Annotated in this window: 18 protein-coding genes and 2 riboswitches; of the genes, 7 read left to right on the forward strand and 11 right to left on the reverse strand. The window is 47.9% G+C overall.

All coding sequences use genetic code 11. The annotated features are described in order from the left end of the window. The 4 genes from H8D24_05230 to H8D24_05245 are packed head-to-tail and all read right to left on the reverse strand — an operon-like array spanning nucleotide 1 to nucleotide 2330. Complete coding sequence (locus H8D24_05230) at nucleotides 1-423, reverse strand: CBS domain-containing protein (protein ID MBC8519789.1); 423 nt, start codon at nucleotides 421-423, stop codon at nucleotides 1-3. Then, entirely contained in the window at nucleotides 423-770 is a 348-nt protein-coding gene (locus tag H8D24_05235) for a P-II family nitrogen regulator (protein MBC8519790.1), read from the reverse strand. Before H8D24_05235 ends, H8D24_05230 begins: the two co-directional genes overlap by 1 nt. 44 nt (nucleotides 771-814) lie before the next feature. After that, entirely contained in the window at nucleotides 815-1543 is a 729-nt protein-coding gene (locus H8D24_05240; protein MBC8519791.1) for a DUF1538 domain-containing protein, read from the reverse strand. Between the two features lie 52 nt (nucleotides 1544-1595). Further along, nucleotides 1596-2330, reverse strand: a complete 735-nt coding sequence (locus H8D24_05245; protein ID MBC8519792.1) for a DUF1538 domain-containing protein — start codon at nucleotides 2328-2330, stop codon at nucleotides 1596-1598. A 103-nt stretch (nucleotides 2331-2433) separates the two neighbouring features. Here H8D24_05245 and pilV point away from each other — a divergent pair, with 103 nt between their 5' ends. Further along, nucleotides 2434-2901: a type IV pilus modification protein PilV gene (gene pilV, locus H8D24_05250; protein ID MBC8519793.1), complete on the forward strand. Its 468-nt coding sequence runs from the start codon at nucleotides 2434-2436 to the stop codon at nucleotides 2899-2901. Next, nucleotides 2901-3572: a PilW family protein gene (locus H8D24_05255; protein MBC8519794.1), complete on the forward strand. Its 672-nt coding sequence runs from the start codon at nucleotides 2901-2903 to the stop codon at nucleotides 3570-3572. The genes pilV and H8D24_05255 overlap by 1 nt, the downstream gene beginning before the upstream one ends. An 85-nt stretch (nucleotides 3573-3657) precedes the next feature. Here the strand turns inward: H8D24_05255 and H8D24_05260 are convergent, their stop codons facing one another. From H8D24_05260 to H8D24_05285, 6 genes are all read right to left on the reverse strand, one after another. Further along, complete coding sequence (locus tag H8D24_05260) at nucleotides 3658-4719, reverse strand: fructose-bisphosphate aldolase class II (GenBank protein MBC8519795.1); 1062 nt, start codon at nucleotides 4717-4719, stop codon at nucleotides 3658-3660. Between the two features lie 81 nt (nucleotides 4720-4800). Continuing rightward, nucleotides 4801-6243 (reverse strand): pyruvate kinase, encoded by a 1443-nt coding sequence (gene pyk, locus H8D24_05265; GenBank protein MBC8519796.1) that lies wholly within the window; start codon nucleotides 6241-6243, stop codon nucleotides 4801-4803. A gap of 36 nt (nucleotides 6244-6279) precedes the next feature. Then, nucleotides 6280-7461 carry a phosphoglycerate kinase gene (locus tag H8D24_05270; protein MBC8519797.1) on the reverse strand — a complete coding sequence of 394 codons (1182 nt, stop codon included), beginning with the start codon at nucleotides 7459-7461 and terminating at the stop codon, nucleotides 6280-6282. 125 nt (nucleotides 7462-7586) lie between these two features. Beyond that, on the reverse strand, nucleotides 7587-8594 hold the full coding sequence (gene gap / locus H8D24_05275) for a type I glyceraldehyde-3-phosphate dehydrogenase (GenBank protein MBC8519798.1): 1008 nt from the start codon (nucleotides 8592-8594) through the stop codon (nucleotides 7587-7589). A gap of 19 nt (nucleotides 8595-8613) precedes the next feature. After that, nucleotides 8614-10602 carry a transketolase gene (gene tkt, locus H8D24_05280; protein ID MBC8519799.1) on the reverse strand — a complete coding sequence of 663 codons (1989 nt, stop codon included), beginning with the start codon at nucleotides 10600-10602 and terminating at the stop codon, nucleotides 8614-8616. 253 nt (nucleotides 10603-10855) lie between these two features. Next, nucleotides 10856-11413: a thioredoxin family protein gene (locus tag H8D24_05285; GenBank protein MBC8519800.1), complete on the reverse strand. Its 558-nt coding sequence runs from the start codon at nucleotides 11411-11413 to the stop codon at nucleotides 10856-10858. An 87-nt stretch (nucleotides 11414-11500) separates the two neighbouring features. Continuing rightward, nucleotides 11501-11577, forward strand: a riboswitch (SAM riboswitch). A 54-nt stretch (nucleotides 11578-11631) separates the two neighbouring features. On the opposite strand from H8D24_05285, the gene H8D24_05290 reads away from it, so the two are divergent. The 4 genes from H8D24_05290 to H8D24_05305 all read left to right on the forward strand — a co-directional run bounded on the left by H8D24_05290 (nucleotide 11632) and on the right by H8D24_05305 (nucleotide 15839). Beyond that, nucleotides 11632-12804 carry a methionine adenosyltransferase gene (locus tag H8D24_05290; protein ID MBC8519801.1) on the forward strand — a complete coding sequence of 391 codons (1173 nt, stop codon included), beginning with the start codon at nucleotides 11632-11634 and terminating at the stop codon, nucleotides 12802-12804. 25 nt (nucleotides 12805-12829) lie between these two features. Next, nucleotides 12830-12905, forward strand: a riboswitch (S-adenosyl-L-homocysteine riboswitch). A gap of 27 nt (nucleotides 12906-12932) precedes the next feature. Next, on the forward strand, nucleotides 12933-14342 hold the full coding sequence (locus tag H8D24_05295) for an adenosylhomocysteinase (GenBank protein ID MBC8519802.1): 1410 nt from the start codon (nucleotides 12933-12935) through the stop codon (nucleotides 14340-14342). 117 nt (nucleotides 14343-14459) lie between these two features. After that, nucleotides 14460-15296: a methylenetetrahydrofolate reductase [NAD(P)H] gene (gene metF, locus H8D24_05300; protein ID MBC8519803.1), complete on the forward strand. Its 837-nt coding sequence runs from the start codon at nucleotides 14460-14462 to the stop codon at nucleotides 15294-15296. Between the two features lie 9 nt (nucleotides 15297-15305). Continuing rightward, a complete protein-coding gene (locus H8D24_05305) occupies nucleotides 15306-15839 on the forward strand; it encodes a pyridoxamine 5'-phosphate oxidase family protein (protein ID MBC8519804.1) in 534 nt (177 codons plus the stop codon). A 201-nt stretch (nucleotides 15840-16040) separates the two neighbouring features. Here H8D24_05305 and H8D24_05310 read toward each other — a convergent pair whose 3' ends face one another. After that, complete coding sequence (locus tag H8D24_05310) at nucleotides 16041-16319, reverse strand: hypothetical protein (protein MBC8519805.1); 279 nt, start codon at nucleotides 16317-16319, stop codon at nucleotides 16041-16043. Nucleotides 16320-16499: 180 nt separating this feature from the next. Between H8D24_05310 and H8D24_05315 the strand changes: the two genes are divergently transcribed. Continuing rightward, nucleotides 16500-17237, forward strand: a complete 738-nt coding sequence (locus H8D24_05315; GenBank protein ID MBC8519806.1) for a 16S rRNA (uracil(1498)-N(3))-methyltransferase — start codon at nucleotides 16500-16502, stop codon at nucleotides 17235-17237. Nucleotides 17238-17242 lie beyond the last annotated feature (5 nt).

Below are 17242 nucleotides of genomic sequence, written 5' to 3' on the forward strand. Positions count from 1 at the left end.
TCAGTCCTGGTTACAAGATTCAGAGATCTCACACATCCCCTTCAGAACCAGGTCGGTAAAGCTGACTATACCGACAACCTTCCTGTCATCCACTACCGGAGCTCGGGAGAGCTTGAAGCGTTCAAACAGCCTTGCGCAGTACCGAATATTCATATCCGAATCGACGGTGATGACTGGCTTGGACATGATCTCGTAGACATTGACACGTTCCGGAGCACGCCCTTTGGCCAGTACCAGTCTGGCGATATCGGAGATCAACAAGATCCCGAACTCATCATCATCATGGCGCTTGTCCACAATCAGTGATTTGTTCTCAACATGATTCATCTCAGTCAATGCCTCAGAGATTGTGGCAAGGCCATCAACCATATCGAAATTCTTCTTCATTACATCCTTTACGCGGACAACTTTTTCTCTTTCCATCATATTTGCTCCTCTACAACATCAGTCAAACTCTCGATCTGTTTCGAGATCCCAACCACATCCTCAATATCAATCTGGAAAACCACGCCTGTTCCCGGTTTACTGAAACCACCTACATCTCCAATGGTCTCCAGAATCTTTCTACTAAGGTGCTCCTCAACAATGAACATTATCATGTCTCGATTTGTCTCCAACGAGAGTCCGAAGAATGTCTTGGTTACTTTCAGCCCCTCTCCCCGTGTATGGTTGATTACTGTGGCGCCTGTTGCCCCGGCATTTCTGGCGGCATTGAGCACCGTTTCAGTTTTATTCTCTCCAACCAATGCGATCAATAATTTGAAATGCATTACTCTTCTCCTGTCATAATCAGCGTTTTAAAATACATAACCACTCACTCCCTATTTTTATACTTACGTGCACTCCATTCAGAGAGTTGCACATATCCCAAAACAGCAATAATCGGAAACAGACTGGCAAACGCAATCAGACCGAACCCATCCATCAACTCACTTCTCCCCGGCACGGAACTTGCGAGCCCCAACCCCAACGCAGCCACCAGCGGCACTGTTACCGTTGATGTTGTAACCCCCCCAGAATCATAAGCCAGTGCGGTAATAAATTTGGGAGCAAAATATGTCTGTATCATCACAATGACATAACCAGAAATAATAAAATAGTAGAGCGGTATACCAACCACAATTCGCCACGCTCCCAGGGAAATCCCAACTGCAACACCAATGGCAACCGCAACTCTTAAACCGTTCGCCTCAACCGTGCCACCGGACACGTCCTCTGCCTTCAGGGCTACAGCCAACAAGGATGGCTCTGCAATTGTTGTTGAAAAACCAATGGTTGCAGCAAAAAGATAGACCCAACCGTAGTCACTCCACAAAAGCTCAGCTACGGCATCACCTGACTCTCCACTGATAAATAGTGGGTCAGAGAGCTGTATTGCCATCTGTTCACCTAGTGGAAAAATCGCCTGATCCAGCCCCATCAAAAACAGTGAGAGGCCCAGCAAAACATAAAAGAAACCAACCAACACCTGGCGCAAGTTGGATATTGGTCTGCGAATAACCAAAAACTGAAAACCAAATATGATGACGACAATAGGAAACATGTCCCATGCTGTTGAGAGTAGTGAGTCGGAAAAAGATGCCAGAAAATCCACTCTAAATCACCATCCCGTATCCCATAACAAAGATCATGGGGGTAAGAGAGGCAAAGGCGATCAGTCCAAACCCGTCAGTCAGTGGATTTCTTCCACGGATACTACTGGCCAACCCCACACCCAATGCCGTCACCAGTGGCACTGTTACCGTTGAAGTAGTCACACCGCCTGCATCATAGGCAAGACCAATAATCTCATCTGGGGCAAATAGCGTCATGATCACAACCCCAACGTATCCTCCAATAATAAGATACTGTATTGGCCACCCTTTAAGAATCCTGATCACCCCCAACAGAATTGCCAGCCCTACTGAAAAAGCAACCGTATAACGCAACCCCAGCGCATACTCCATCTTCTCTTGGGAACTATTACCAATCATCCCCCCTACTGCAGCCACCTCTGACGCTTTCTCTGCCACAAGAATCAGTGCTGGCTCAGCAATCGTCGTCCCGAACCCAAGCAGAAAAGAGAATGCCATCAACCATGGAAGACTGCCTTTTCTGGCCAATGCCTCCGCCATACCTTCTCCCACAGGAAACAGCCCCATCTCAAGACCATAGATAAAGAAGGTTAACCCCAGCACCACCAGAAAAAGTCCTGCTACAATAGCTGATATATTCTCTATCGGTTGCTGCAGAATGGCCATCTGAAAAAATCCGATCACCAGTATGATCGGTGCCAGATCACGCAAACTTCCAAATAGCGTATGCAGAAAGCCACGAAATGATTCATTCATGACTGAGGACTATACCACTAGAGGCAACGCCCGTACCCATGGATGCAGATCCTTAATCGTGACTTGAAGATCTCTGGTCGCAACAGCTATTATTTTACTGACAATGAATAGCACCCATAAACAAAACATCTTCCCTGCTGGTTGGCCAGGTGGATACACCCTGATTGAGACACTGATCTCTCTTTTCCTGCTTACGACAGCACTACTTGGACTTGCTGCTCTTTACGCCATATCACTAAAGTCATCACATGGAGCAACCATGCACGATCTGGCCACCATGCAGGGGATGGGTATGGTGGAGAGAATCAGAGCCAACCCGTCTGCGGTTGATGCGGGCACCTATCTTGGTCTCTCAGGAGAGCCGTCAGGAACAGATTGCACAACAGCGCACTGTGACCCTGAAAATATGGCCAGATTTGATTTCCGAGAATGGAACCGGCAAAACGCCAGCATGCTCCCATCTGGGACTGGCGATATTAGCAATCCTGCAGGCAACATGTATCAAGTAACTATTACATGGGCAGATGGTGAGGCTACTCCATCCTACTCGCTCACTTTTTATCCTCGATAATGTCAACTTCTACTGATAGTAGTGGTTTTACTCTTGTTGAACTACTGGTCTCAATTACCCTGGGAATTACTATACTACTCACAACAACCCAGCTATTTGTTGATAGCAGAGAGAGCTTTCAATATGAACAGCAGTGGCTTGATCTACATGAGAGAGGCCGTCATCTTGTCCAGTTCCTATCTGCAGAGATCAAAAAAATTGGGTACCCTGCCGACAGTTTCTCTGGAACGGCTCTATCAGCCACTGATGACAGTGGTGAAAAGAGCAGTGACTCTCTAACCATTAGCTACCAAGGGGCAAAAGATTGTGCCGGATCATCCTCTACTACTGTTTTATACTATCTGGATAACAGTAATTTTATGTGCAATGGGAATGGCTCCTCATCACCATCCCCACAGACACTAACCAGTTATATTGATGGGTTACAGTTTCGTTTTGGTATCGACCTTGATGAAGATGGCTCAATTGATCGCTATCTGGATGCCAACGATATCTCTGATTGGGACAAGGTGGATACTATTCAGGTTGCGATACTGCTAAAGAGCCAACTTGCTGTACGACAAGCCAGTGACACGAGCAGTTATGACCTTCTTGGAATTACCCATGGCCCTTTTAATGATAAATATCTGCGCACTATCTATCAAACAACAACTCAGCTGAGAAACCGTTAAGGAGGCTGAAAAAACCCAATCTTCGTCATTCCCACAATAAAAAAGCCCGCAGTTGCGGGCTTTTTTAATAACAGCAGAAAACTGATCAGTTGATCTTTGGATCAAGCTCGCCAGATCCATAACGACCAAACATAACCTCAAGCGAAGTTGGCTTGATCTTGTCTGCCATACCCTCACAACCAAACTCCTGGTAACGATTCTTGCAGATCTCTTTCATTCCATTGGTTGCCTCTTTGAGGAACTTGCGTGGATCAAAGTTGGATGCATTCTCCTGAAGATGGCGGCGCACAGAACCGGTAGATGCCATACGCAGATCAGTATCAATATTTACCTTGCGCACACCATTCTTGATTCCCTCCACAATCTCAGAAACCGGAACACCATAGGTCTGGCCCATATCTCCACCGAAGTCATTGATAATCTTCAACCACTCCTGAGGTACTGAAGATGAACCGTGCATAACCAGATGAGTATCTGGAATTCGTGCATTGATCTCCTTGATTCGATCAATTCGCAACACCTCACCGGTTGGCTCCTGGGTAAACTTGTAGGCACCATGAGAGGTACCGATAGCGATTGCCAGAGCATCAACCCCGGTCTCTTTTACAAAAGTTGCAGCCTCTTCAGGATCAGTCAGCAACATATCCAGATCAAGCTTGCCCTCTGCACCGTGGCCATCTTCCTCACCCATCTCACCAGTCTCCAGTGATCCGAGACAACCCAACTCACCCTCAACAGATACACCGCCAGCATGAGCCATATCTACAACTGTCTTTGTAACATCAACGTTGTACTCGAACGTTGATGGGGTCTTGCAGTCTGCCATCAGTGAGCCATCCATCATGACCGAGGTAAAACCGGACTGAATGGAACGCAGGCAGATTGCTGGTTCAGAGCCATGGTCCTGATGCATAACAACAGGAATATGCGGATACATCTCAACCGCAGCAGAGATCAGATGACGCAGGAATGGCTCACCTGCATAAGAACGCGCACCAGCAGAACCCTGCATGATTACGGGACTATTAGTCTCATCTGCAGCCTGCATAATTGCATGCACCTGCTCCATATTATTAACGTTGAATGCAGGCATTCCATAGCCATTTTCAGCCGCATGATCCAGCAATTGACGCATTGAAATCAGCATCGATCTTCTCCTTAAATTAACTTAAAACAATCAAATATAACAATTAACAAAACAGTAACTATACAGATCAACGCTGCATAGTTACGAAATAACTCTTTCTCCAACACGACAGATCTTCATCGTATTTGTCCCTCCACCTTCACCTACCAAATCCCCCTTGGTAAGAATTACAGTATCTTTTGTTCTTACAACCCCTCTGCGGGTCAGCTCATCAATCATCTCCTGATTCACCTCATCCTTGCTCTTGTTAGTCAAATCGAAACTCACAGGATAAACTCCTCTATAGAGGGTAACCTTGCGACGAGTCTGCAGATTGCGTGTCATTGCAAAGATAGGGATACCAGAGCTGATCCTCGACATCCAGAGTGCTGTGGCGCCGGACTCGGTCAGTGAGGCAATCGCCTTTACACCAAGATGGTTGGCTGTATACATTGCAGCCATCGCAATAGCCTCATCTCGACGAGTAAAATGTTCATTCATTCTATGGCCGGAGACCTTGGCGACACGCTGCTGTTCAGCTTCCAGACAGATCTCTGCCATCGCCTCAACCACCTTCTCAGGGTATTTTCCAACTGCAGTCTCTCCAGAGAGCATCACGGCATCAGTGCCATCCAGTACTGCATTGGCTACATCAAAGACCTCGGCACGAGTGGGAATTGGATTCTCAATCATGCTCTCCATCATCTGAGTAGCAGTAATTGCAATACGATCCATGGAGCGGGCCAATTTAATCAACCGTTTCTGTACAGGAGGGAGAGATGCATCACCTATCTCCACACCCAGATCACCGCGGGCAATCATAATTCCATCAGATTCCGCAACAATATCATCAGCCACAGAGATTGCCTCTGCCCTCTCTATCTTGGAGATAATTCCACAGTTGCCCCAGTTTGCCTCTTCCAGCAGTTTTCTGGCCTCACGAACATCCTCTGCACTACGAACAAAAGAGACAGCTATATAGTCAGCCTGCATCTTTGCAGCAATCTTGAGGTCGTTTTTATCTTTCTCAGTCAATGCGCAGGCAGAGAGCCCTCCACCCTGCAGGTTAATACCTTTATTATCAGAGAGTTTTCCGCCTGTTGTCACCCTGCAGCAGATCTTTCTCTCATCAATCTCGGAGACCCAGAGAACAATTCGTCCATCATCAAGCAACAGGGAATCACCTCTGGATACATCTTTATGGAGGCTCTTGTAGGTTGATCCTACAGCTTGTTGATGTCCAGAATCAATATCCAGATCCATATCAACACAGAACCGATCTCCCTCAACAAGTTCAATCTTGCCATTCTCAAAGCGTCCTATACGAATCTTTGGCCCTTGCAGATCGGCAATTACACCAACCTGTCTACCATGAGCACGTGCACGATTACGAACAGCCTCGGCACGCTTCAGGTGATCCTCCTCTGTACCATGAGAGAAGTTCAGCCGTACTACATCAATGCCAGCCTCAATAAGCCTGTCCAGCGATTCTGGTGAATCCGTTGCCGGACCAAGAGTTGCAATGATTTTTGTACGTCTTAGCATACTGTTCCCACCATAAGGATAAATGAAGCTCCCATTCTATCCTTTTGCGCGCTCTTCGAGAATAGCTACTGCAGGTAACTTTTTACCTTCAAGAAACTCAAGGAATGCACCGCCACCAGTGGAAATATAGGAGACCTTGTCGGAAATACCATATTTGTCCACTGCTGCCAGGGTATCACCACCACCAGCAATGGAGAATGCATCAGAGTTGGCAATAGCCATTCCAAGTGACTTGGTGCCCTCACCAAACTGGTCAAACTCAAAAACTCCAACCGGGCCATTCCAGACAACTGTACCAGCAACCTTCATCATCTCTGCAAAACGGGCTGAAGTTTCTGGGCCGATATCAAAAATCATATCATCATCTTCAACATCCTCAACCTTCTTGACTATTGCCTCGGCAGACTCGGAGAATTCCTTGCCAACCACTACATCAGTTGGCACAGGAATCTCGCCGCCCTTGGCCTTTGCTGCATCCATCAGGCGCTGAGCTTCAGGAATCAGATTCTCTTCAAACAAGGATTTACCAACATTATGCCCTGCAGCTGCAATAAATGTATTGGCAATACCCCCGCCAGGAATAAGCTGATCAACCACACCAGAAAGTGACTCCAAAACAGTCAGCTTGGTAGAGACCTTGGAGCCACCAACAATGGCGGCCATTGGGCGCGCTGGATTATCCAGAGCCTTACCCAGTGCATCCAGCTCACCAGCCAATAGAGGTCCGGCACAGGCAGCAGGTGCGGCACTAGCAACACCATGAGTAGAGGCCTGTGCACGATGTGCAGTACCAAATGCGTCCATTACATAAAGATCACAGAGAGATGCATATTTTGCAGATAGCGCCTCATCATTTTTCTTCTCACCCACATTAAAGCGAACATTCTCCAACAGCACCACATCCCCATCATTCATGGATGGTGCGCCGTCCAGATAATCGGTAACCAGTGCAACCTCTCTGCCCAAAGCATCTGCCAGGTAATCGGCAACTGGCTTCAGAGAAAACTCTGCAGCAGGCTCACCCTCTGTTGGACGTCCCAGATGAGACATCAGCATCACCTGTGCACCTGCCTTGATACAGTGCTCGATAGTGGGCATGGATGCACGAATGCGCTTATCACTGCTCACCTTGCCATCCTTGATCGGCACATTGAGATCCTGACGAATCAATACACGTTTACCCGCAAGCTCCAGTTCGGTCATCTTGATTACAGACATTCTATTACTCCTGAATATTTAAAAGTTTTTTGCAAAATTTCATTTTGCGAAAAACTCTATTGGTTTAAGTGGTCCCAAAACAAATCAGCCCCCAATATTGGGGGCTGATCTATCACATATTCAACTTAGTTATTTGCAACGTGCTGAACAAAACGCATCATGTTGCAGGTGTATCCGTACTCATTGTCGTACCAGGAGACCACCTTCACAAAAGTTCCGTCCAGTGCAATACCAGCCTCGGAATCAAAGATTGATGACTGGCTGATTCCACGGAAGTCTGTAGAGACAACCTTCTCATCAGTATAACCAAGAGTACCCTTCATCTCGCCTTCAGATGCTTCCTTCATTGCAGCACAGATATCATCGTAGCTTGCCTCGTTATCCAGCTCTACAGTCAGATCAACAACAGATACGTCAGAAGTAGGTACACGGAAAGCCATACCGGTCAGCTTGCCATTCAGCTCAGGAAGAACAACACCTACAGCCTTTGCAGCACCAGTAGAAGAGGGAATCATGTTCTCCAAGATTCCACGACCACCGCGCCAATCCTTCATGGATGGGCCATCAACAGTCTTCTGAGTAGCAGTTGCGGCGTGAACAGTAGTCATCAGACCACGCTTCAGGCCCCACTTGTCATTAAGAACCTTGGCAACAGGAGCCAGACAGTTGGTAGTACAAGATGCGGCTGAGACAATAGCCTGACCTGCGTATGTATTATGGTTTACCCCATATACAAACATTGGAGTGCCATCCTTGGATGGGGCAGACTGCACAACCTTCTTGGCACCAGCATCAATATGCTTCTGACAACCCTCTTCAGTCAGGAAGAAACCGGTAGAGTCAACAACCAGATCAGCGCCAACCTCATCCCACTTAAGATCAGCAGGATCACGCTCAGCAGTGAGGCGAATCTTGCGTCCATCAACAATCAGGGCACCCTCTTCAGAGGAGACTTCACCACTGAAACGACCATGTACTGAGTCATACTTCAGCATATAGGCAAGGTATTCAGCATCAAGCAGATCATTTACCCCAACAATCTCGATGTCATTGAACTCAGCCTCATCATAAACGGCACGAAAAACCATACGGCCAATACGGCCAAATCCATTAATTCCGACTTTAATTGTCATCTCTTTTACTCCTTAAAAATTAACCTAAAACTTTCTTTGCAGTAGCAACCACGTTGTCTACCGTAAATCCAAACTGTTCAAACAGCTGACCAGCTGGTGCAGATTCACCAAATGAGTCCATACAGACCACAGCCCCCTCAAGACCAACATACTTGTGCCAACCATTGTCCACACCAGCCTCGATAGCTACACGCTTCACACCAGGGGTAAGGACAGAATCCTTATAAGCCTGATCCTGTACATCAAATGCATCTGTTGATGGCATGGATACAACACGCACATTAACGTCACCCATTGCTGCAGCAGAATCAACTGCCAGACCAACCTCAGAACCGGTTGCAATCATGATCAGATCTGCATCACCAGCACAGTCCTTAATTACGTAACCACCCTTCTCAATATTTTTGAGCTGCTCAGCACTGCGCTCCATTGGAGTCAGGTTCTGACGCGAGAAGACCAGTGCAGTCGGAGCATCACCACGGAGCATTGCCATCTTCCAGGAGACTGCAGACTCGATTGCATCACATGCTCTCCAGGTCTGGAAGTTAGGTATTGCACGCATTGTTGCCAACTGCTCAACAGGCTGATGGGTAGGACCGTCCTCACCCAGACCGATAGAGTCATGGGTATACACATAGATGGTACCGATCTTCATCAATGCAGACATACGCAGTGCGTTGCGCATGAACTCCATGAACATGAAGAAGGTGGCACCGTAAACCTTGAAGCCACCATGCAGAACCATGCCGTTCATCATGTGCGCCATACCAAACTCACGTACGCCCCAAGAGATATAGTTGCCTTTCGCATTGTCTGGAGTGACTTTCACCGTACGAGACCAGTTAGTCAGGTTGGATCCGGTCAGGTCAGCAGAACCGCCAAACAACTCAGGAACGATTGGTCCCATCGCCTCGATGGCATTCTGGGACGCCTTGCGAGAGGCAATATTTGGCATATCCGCCTGAGTCTGGTTGATGAATTTATCCATCTCCACCTCAAAGTTGGCAGGTAGATCACCAGCCATTCGACGCTCAAACTCTGCTGCTTCGGTAGGATACTCTGCTTTATAGGCATCAAAACGAACCTGCCAGGCAGCCTCGTCGGCCTTGCCCTGCTCCTTATGGTCCCAACCAGCGTAAACCTCTTCTGGAATCTCAAATGGGCCATGCTCCCAGCCCAACTCCTTGCGGGTTGCTGCAATTTCATCATCACCCAGTGGGGCACCATGACAGTCATGTGTACCACACAGATTTGGCGAACCAAACCCAATCGTTGTACGTGCACAAATCAGGGAAGGCTTGGATGTCTCACCCTTTGCTGCCTCAATTGCGGCGCTGATTGCCTCTGCATCGTGACCATCTACATCACGAATTACATGCCAGCCATATGACTCAAAACGTCCGCCAACATCCTTCTCCATCCAGTCGGAGATATGGCCATCAATGGATATATCGTTGTCATCCCAACCCGCGATCAGCTTGCCCAGACCGAGCGTCCCCGCCATTGCACAGGCCTCGTGGGAGAGCCCTTCCATCAAACAGCCATCACCCATAAATACATAGGTGTTGTGGTCTACAATCTTGCGGTCTGGCTTGTTGAATTCTGCTGCCAGCGTACGCTCCGCAATTGCCATGCCAACCGCATTGGTAATTCCTTGTCCGAGGGGACCAGTTGTAGTCTCAATACCGTCCGCATAACCATATTCAGGATGGCCTGCTGTTTTGGCATGAAGCTGACGGAAATTCTTGATGTCCTGCATACTTAGATCAAACCCGGACAGATGAAGCAGAGAGTAGATCAACATTGAGCCATGACCATTGGACAAAACAAAACGGTCGCGATCCGCCCACTTGGCATTGGTTGGGTTGAACTTCATATGTCCATTCCACAAAACCTCAGCGATATCAGCCATACCCATTGGGGCACCTGGATGTCCGGAATTGGCCTTCTGTACTGCATCCATGCTCAATGCACGAATTGCATTGGCCAGTTCTCTTCTTGATGACATAACTAACTTCTCCCTTCTCTGCAAGAAATCAACACCTCTGGCAAACTCATTGAGTTATACCCGAAGCAGGGTTTACAAAAATCTTTATGCCGATCTATTCGGCACGAATGAACGGTGCATTTTCACTCAGTAGAGGCATCGGATCAACCAATGAGAATGATATGGGCATTCAGAATTTTGGATTACCCCATTATAGAAAGTAACCCCAAAAACAAATACAGATCAAAAACAATATGTTACATAAATATTGCTCTTACTCATCTTTCCATTTGATGGAACAACCCATGCTTGGAATTTGCTCTTTTGGACCAGATCCACTCTCCGCAACCTCTCTCATCGCCTCAAAAAGGTCCCGACGCACCCCCTCCAGAGCAGTCTCTTTTCGACTCTCATCCAGTCGGCCACGATACTGAAGAGTTAAATTCGCGTTATATCCGAAAAAATCCGGGGTACAAACCGCACCAAACGCCTTGGCCACCTCCTGACTCTCATCAAGCAGATACGGAAACGAAAAATCAAACTCCTCGGCAATTCTTTTCATGTTCTCAGGAGAGTCTTCCTCATACTGGGTTGGATCATTTGACATGATCGCAACACTATGTACCCCCATAGACTTCAGCTCTCTGGTGTCTCTTACCAGACGCTCACGAATGGCCTTAACATAGGGACAATGGTTACATATAAACATGACCAACAAACCGTTGTCACCCTTAAGACTCTCTGGCGTCCATAACGAACCATAGACATCAGGCAGCTCAAAATCTGGTAGCACTACACCAAACTCACAAACAGGCGTCTCCAGACTAACCATAACTACAATCTCCTTATTATGTTTTTTTGCCAATTCTACAAAATACCTGACAAAAAAACTTGACAGAAAAACTGCCAATCATGGAGAATCCTCCTCAGCGCTGATTTGAGCTCAGCTTGCGAGCGCTATAAAAATACGGCTAAAGCGATGCAGGTCAGAATTCAAAAGCCCGCACGCCAACTGGTTGAGCGGGTTTTTTTATGGAGAGATAGACCGACATGAGTAACGATATAAACAATACAGCGCTTTTCACCTCGGAGTCAGTATCCGAGGGGCACCCCGACAAAATGGCTGATCAGATATCTGATGCCGTGCTGGACGCGCTATTGAAGGAAGACATTCACTCACGCGTTGCCTGTGAGACCATGGTCAAGACCGGCATGGTTGTTCTGGCCGGTGAGATCACCACCAATGCATGGGTTGATACCGAGGAGCTGGTACGCAAGGTGGTCTGTGATATTGGCTACGACTCCGCCGAGGTTGGCTTTGATGGGAAAAGCTGTGCCGTCCTCTCTGCAATTGGTAAACAGTCCTCAGATATTGCGATGGGTGTGGACGAATCAGAAGAGCATGAACAGGGAGCTGGTGACCAAGGCTTGATGTTTGGCTACGCATCCAACGAGACGGACGTGCTTATGCCTGCCCCTATCACCTACTCGCACAGACTGGTTGAGCGGCAGGCAGAGCTACGCAAAAACGGTGTACTGCCATGGCTACGCCCAGATGCCAAGAGCCAGGTTACCTTCCGTTACAGTGAGGGCAAGCCGGTTGGTATTGACGCAGTAGTGCTCTCTACCCAGCATGATCCTGATATTGCTTACAAGGATCTGCAAGAGGCTGTACTGGAGGAGATTATCAATCCTGTCCTCCCTGCAGAGTGGCTCGATGCCAATACCAAATACCATATCAACCCAACCGGCAACTTTGTTATAGGTGGACCTGTTGGTGACTGCGGTCTTACCGGAAGAAAAATTATTGTAGATACCTATGGAGGCATGGCTCGCCATGGTGGTGGCGCCTTCTCTGGCAAGGACCCATCCAAGGTTGATCGCTCTGCGGCATATGCAGGACGTTATGTTGCCAAGAATATTGTTGCTGCGGGGCTGGCCGAACGCTGCGAAATTCAGGTCTCCTACGCAATTGGTGTTGCTGACCCCACCTCGGTCTCTGTTGAGACATTTGGTACCGGCGTCATTGATGACTCCAGAATAGAGGAGCTGGTACTGGAATTCTTCAACCTGAAGCCTCGCGGAATTGTCGAGATGCTTAATCTGCTACGCCCAATCTATCAGAAGACAGCCTCTTATGGACACTTCGGCAGAACAGAAAATGAGTTTACCTGGGAGCATACCGACAAGGCTGACGCGCTACGCGACGCTGCTGGAATCTGATGAACTTTTAATACCACAAAAACCTCAGCCCGGGGAGCGCTGCAACGGCACCCCCGCCAGGCCCGGACTGAGGCAAATACAAGTAACTGCGCTCTCGATTGATTGATTATTGAAACAAAGGAAAGAGAATGAACAATATCGAGACCACAGACAACTACATCATCGCTGACATGAGCCTCAAGGATTGGGGCCATAAAGAGCTTCGTATCGCAGAGAGTGAAATGCCTGGACTGATGGCACTGCGTGAAAAATATGGTGAGGACAAACCTCTAAAGGGGGCACGTATTGCCGGCTCTCTCCATATGACCATCCAGACTGCTGCACTGATCGAGACTCTGATCGCACTTGGTGCAGAGGTGCGCTGGGCATCATGTAATATCTATTCAACACAAGATCACGCTGCGGCAGCTATTGCTGACCAGGGAATTCCCGTCTTTGCCTACAAGGGTGAGAGCCTGGAAGATTACTGGGACTATAGCCACAAGATCATGGAGTGGTCTGATGGCAGCACCCCGAACATGATTCTGGATGATGGTGGTGATGCCACTCTGCTTATTATTCTCGGCTCCAAGGCAGAGAGTGATCTCTCCGTATTGGACAATCCAACCAGTGAGGAGGAGGAGGTTCTCTATGCAGCGATCAAGAACAAGTTGAGTGAATCCCCAAACTGGTACTCCAACATCCTGAAAAACATTCAGGGTGTTACCGAGGAGACCACAACCGGCGTTCACCGTCTCTACCAGATGCAGGAGGATGGGGAGCTTCCATTCCCAGCCATTAACGTCAACGACTCCGTCACAAAATCAAAATTCGACAATCTCTACGGCTGTCGTGAATCACTGGTGGACGGAATCAAGCGTGCAACAGATGTAATGATTGCCGGAAAGATTGCCGTTGTTCTCGGTTATGGGGATGTTGGCAAGGGATGTGCCCAATCGCTACGTGGCCTGGGTGCAACTGTCTGGATTACTGAAATTGACCCTATCTGTGCCCTACAGGCGGCAATGGAAGGGTACCGTGTAGTAACCATGGATGATGCCGCCTCACAGGGAGATATATTTGTAACCGCAACCGGCAACTTCAATGTGATTACTCACGACCATATGGTACAGATGAAGCATGAAACCATCGTCTGCAACATTGGCCACTTCGACAATGAGATCGATGTTGTAAACATGAAGAAGTATGAGTGGGAGAATATCAAACCACAGGTTGATCACATTACCCTGCCAAGCGGCAACAAGATCATTCTGTTAGCTGAGGGACGACTGGTTAACCTTGGTTGTGCTACAGGCCACCCAAGCTTTGTTATGTCCAACTCTTTTACCAACCAGACTCTGGCACAGATCGAACTCTTCAACCAGAAGGGTGAGTACAAGAATGAGGTCTACACCCTGCCGAAACATCTGGATGAGGAGGTTGCGCGCCACCACCTTGAGAAGATTGGTGCCAATCTCACCACTCTAAGCAAGACCCAGGCAGACTATATCAGCGTACCGGTAAATGGCCCTTATAAACCAGAGCATTATCGCTACTAGCTTTTTCAGAGATTCTCTAGGCACTGCAAGGAGGTTGAGTTATCCTGTTGGCCGAAACCGGGTGCGCCTGAGGGGAAAAGGATAACCCAACCTCCTGATACCGAGACGACAAAATATATGAATCAATCAGCCCCACAATTTAGTCTGGAATTCTTTCCTCCAAAAACAGAGGCGGGGAGAGAGAAACTGCAGACAGCTCAAAAAGAGCTATTCAGCACGATACAGCCTGCCTATGCCTCAGTTACTTTTGGTGCAGGTGGTAGCACCCAGGAGGGAACCTATGATGCTGTGATGGAGATCCAGCAACAGGGGGTTGATGCAGCTCCCCACCTCTCCTGTATTGGTGCCACCAAAGATAGCATCACCGCAATTCTTAGAGGATATCAGGAGAAGGGTATCCACCGCATTGTTGCTCTGCGGGGTGACATGCCGTCTGGAATGGGGGCATCTGGTGACTTCCGTTACGCTAATGAACTAGTCTCATTTATCCGTGAAGAGAGCGGCGACCATTTTCATATTGAGGTAGCTGCCTATCCGGAATTTCACCCTCAGGCTCCAGACGCCTTTACCGACCTGCAAAATTTCAAACGCAAGGTTGATGCTGGTGCAGATAGTGCAATTACCCAATATTTCTACAATATCGATGGCTACCTCCGCTTTGGTGAAGATTGTGCTGCAATGGGGCTTGATCTACCGATCGTCCCCGGCATTATGCCAATCACCAACTACACCAATCTGGCACGATTCTCCGAGATGTGTGGGGCAGAGATCCCTCGCTGGATCAAAGAGCGTCTAATAGCCTATAGGGATGATACGGAATCACTGCGTGCGTTCGGTCTGGAGGTCACTACCAGACTATCTCAGGACCTGTTAAGTGCCGGCGCACCAGGGCTCCACTTCTACACCATGAACCAATCAGCCCCAACGCTACAAGTATTTAACAATCTGAACTAGGATTAACCTATGGGACAACTCTTCTCCGCACTGAAAGAGCGCCATATCGAATTTATTGAGCAGCAGCATATCTATTTTGTTGCTACTGCCCCCAAAGAGGGGCGCATCAACCTCTCACCAAAAGGGCTTGACTCACTCCGAGTCCTCAACAACAACCGCATACTCTGGCTAAATCTTACAGGTAGTGGAAACGAGACTGCAGCACATCTGCTGGAGGACCACAGAATGACTCTGATGTTCTGCTCTTTTGAAGAAAAACCACTAATCCTTCGCGCCTACGGAACTGCATCGACGATTCACCCCGATGAACCCTCGTGGGATGATCTATACAGCAACTTCTCCCAAGGAAATGGTGCAAGACAACTTATTGATCTTAAAGTTGATCTTGTCCATAGCTCATGTGGGTTTGGAGTTCCAAGAATGGAGTTTCTTGGTAAGAGAGAGACCCTGGATGAGTGGATTGAGAAAAAGGGAGAAAAAGGAATCCGTCAATACTGGGAGGAGAAGAACATGATCAGCATGGATGGAAAGCCAACCAGATAATTTTCTGTACACCAGTCGCCCATAAAAAAACCGCCTCTGAGCACAGGGCCCAGGGCGGCGGTGACGGCTCTCTAAATTGGGGGAAAGAGAGCGCATCAGCATGAGCCTTTGTTGATGACGGTATTCGAGGAGGAGGGTGAATCCGACATCAGCTCAAGCCCTATATTATAGATTAACAATATAGGTAGTTGCAACCATTTTCTACAATATCGTCACCCCAACCACCTCTTGTCCATCAAGCTGCAACTCCACCTTGCCCCAACACTCTACCCGATTGATGGTACAGCCTGATGCGCTCATAACGATCTCCTCAAAATTCAGCTCAACCAGCGCCCTCTTCTCATCTTGCTCCAATACCTCAAATTTGAGAGTTGCGTTATCAACCCAGCCATTTTCTGTTGTCAGATAGGCGATCTCACGAAAACTTTTCAGATATTTCTCAATAACATCATACATTGTTGGCAACTCTCCTTTGACCATTCAGGACAACTACATATTCCTTAAGGAAGCTCTGATTAAGTCACTTCGTGACTCAATCAGAACTCCCTCTCAAGTTATCCTATGGGGGCACCTGTTGATCCCTTCCCCCAAACCCCAATCCCATTACGCTTGTTCAGAGGTTCCTTAACTATCATTGAAACATTATACTCCCCCACACCCATGCCAATCCCCAGAATTTACAGCGAGTCCAAGCTGTCTCCAAACAGCACCATTGAACTGAGTGAAGCAAGCCGACGCCACGTTGTTCAGGTATTGCGTCTAAAGCAGAATGACCATCTTGTTCTGTTTGATGGCAACGGAGGAGAATTTCCAGCCACTATAGATCATATTGAAAAACGGTCAGTTACCGCTCTTATCACAGATAGAGAAAACCCGGAACGTGAAAGCCCCTTAGCCATTCACCTGTTCCAGGGGATATCAAAAGGTGAGCGGATGGATTACGCCATCCAGAAGGCTGTTGAAAACGGAGTCAGAGAGATCACCCCTGTTTTTTGTGAACGTAGTGTGGTTAAACTTGACCAGAAACGGCTCGACAAGAAGACCGGGCACTGGAGAAAGGTGGTTATCTCTGCCTGCGAACAGTGTGGTCGCAATATTGTTCCGCCAGTTCATGCCCCAGTAACTCTGCACAAAATGCTTGCTGACAACAATTCCAAACAGGGATTTATACTTGATCCAAAATCCAGGCAAAGGCTCTCTGAATTGCCTCCCCCAAAACCAGTCACAGAAAGTATTGGTATCATAGTAGGGCCTGAGGGAGGGTTAACTGACCAAGAAATTATCTCTGCACACGAGAGAGGATTTCATGGGGTAACAATGGGGCCACGAATTCTACGAACAGAGACGGCATCTGTCGTAGCCATAACCATTATGCAAACACTCTGGGGAGATTTATAGCCACA

Source organism: Candidatus Thiopontia autotrophica, from assembly GCA_014384675.1.
In the GTDB taxonomy this organism is placed as follows: Bacteria; Pseudomonadota; Gammaproteobacteria.

What these genes read in the sequence shown, in the direction of transcription:
- pilV (MBC8519793.1), top strand. Translation starts at nt 2,434, where the DNA reads ATGAATAGCACCCATAAACAAAACATCTTCCCTGCTGGTTGGCCAGGT.
- H8D24_05290 (MBC8519801.1), top strand. Translation starts at nt 11,632, where the DNA reads ATGAGTAACGATATAAACAATACAGCGCTTTTCACCTCGGAGTCAGTA.
- tkt (MBC8519799.1), bottom strand. Translation starts at nt 10,602, where the DNA reads ATGTCATCAAGAAGAGAACTGGCCAATGCAATTCGTGCATTGAGCATG.
- H8D24_05235 (MBC8519790.1), bottom strand. Translation starts at nt 770, where the DNA reads ATGCATTTCAAATTATTGATCGCATTGGTTGGAGAGAATAAAACTGAA.
- H8D24_05315 (MBC8519806.1), top strand. Translation starts at nt 16,500, where the DNA reads ATGCCAATCCCCAGAATTTACAGCGAGTCCAAGCTGTCTCCAAACAGC.
- H8D24_05240 (MBC8519791.1), bottom strand. Translation starts at nt 1,543, where the DNA reads ATGTTTCCTATTGTCGTCATCATATTTGGTTTTCAGTTTTTGGTTATT.
- H8D24_05255 (MBC8519794.1), top strand. Translation starts at nt 2,901, where the DNA reads ATGTCAACTTCTACTGATAGTAGTGGTTTTACTCTTGTTGAACTACTG.
- H8D24_05270 (MBC8519797.1), bottom strand. Translation starts at nt 7,461, where the DNA reads ATGTCTGTAATCAAGATGACCGAACTGGAGCTTGCGGGTAAACGTGTA.
- H8D24_05230 (MBC8519789.1), bottom strand. Translation starts at nt 423, where the DNA reads ATGGAAAGAGAAAAAGTTGTCCGCGTAAAGGATGTAATGAAGAAGAAT.
- H8D24_05310 (MBC8519805.1), bottom strand. Translation starts at nt 16,319, where the DNA reads ATGGTCAAAGGAGAGTTGCCAACAATGTATGATGTTATTGAGAAATAT.
- H8D24_05295 (MBC8519802.1), top strand. Translation starts at nt 12,933, where the DNA reads ATGAACAATATCGAGACCACAGACAACTACATCATCGCTGACATGAGC.
- gap (MBC8519798.1), bottom strand. Translation starts at nt 8,594, where the DNA reads ATGACAATTAAAGTCGGAATTAATGGATTTGGCCGTATTGGCCGTATG.
- pyk (MBC8519796.1), bottom strand. Translation starts at nt 6,243, where the DNA reads ATGCTAAGACGTACAAAAATCATTGCAACTCTTGGTCCGGCAACGGAT.
- H8D24_05285 (MBC8519800.1), bottom strand. Translation starts at nt 11,413, where the DNA reads ATGGTTAGTCTGGAGACGCCTGTTTGTGAGTTTGGTGTAGTGCTACCA.
- metF (MBC8519803.1), top strand. Translation starts at nt 14,460, where the DNA reads ATGAATCAATCAGCCCCACAATTTAGTCTGGAATTCTTTCCTCCAAAA.
- H8D24_05245 (MBC8519792.1), bottom strand. Translation starts at nt 2,330, where the DNA reads ATGAATGAATCATTTCGTGGCTTTCTGCATACGCTATTTGGAAGTTTG.
- H8D24_05260 (MBC8519795.1), bottom strand. Translation starts at nt 4,719, where the DNA reads ATGCTGATTTCAATGCGTCAATTGCTGGATCATGCGGCTGAAAATGGC.
- H8D24_05305 (MBC8519804.1), top strand. Translation starts at nt 15,306, where the DNA reads ATGGGACAACTCTTCTCCGCACTGAAAGAGCGCCATATCGAATTTATT.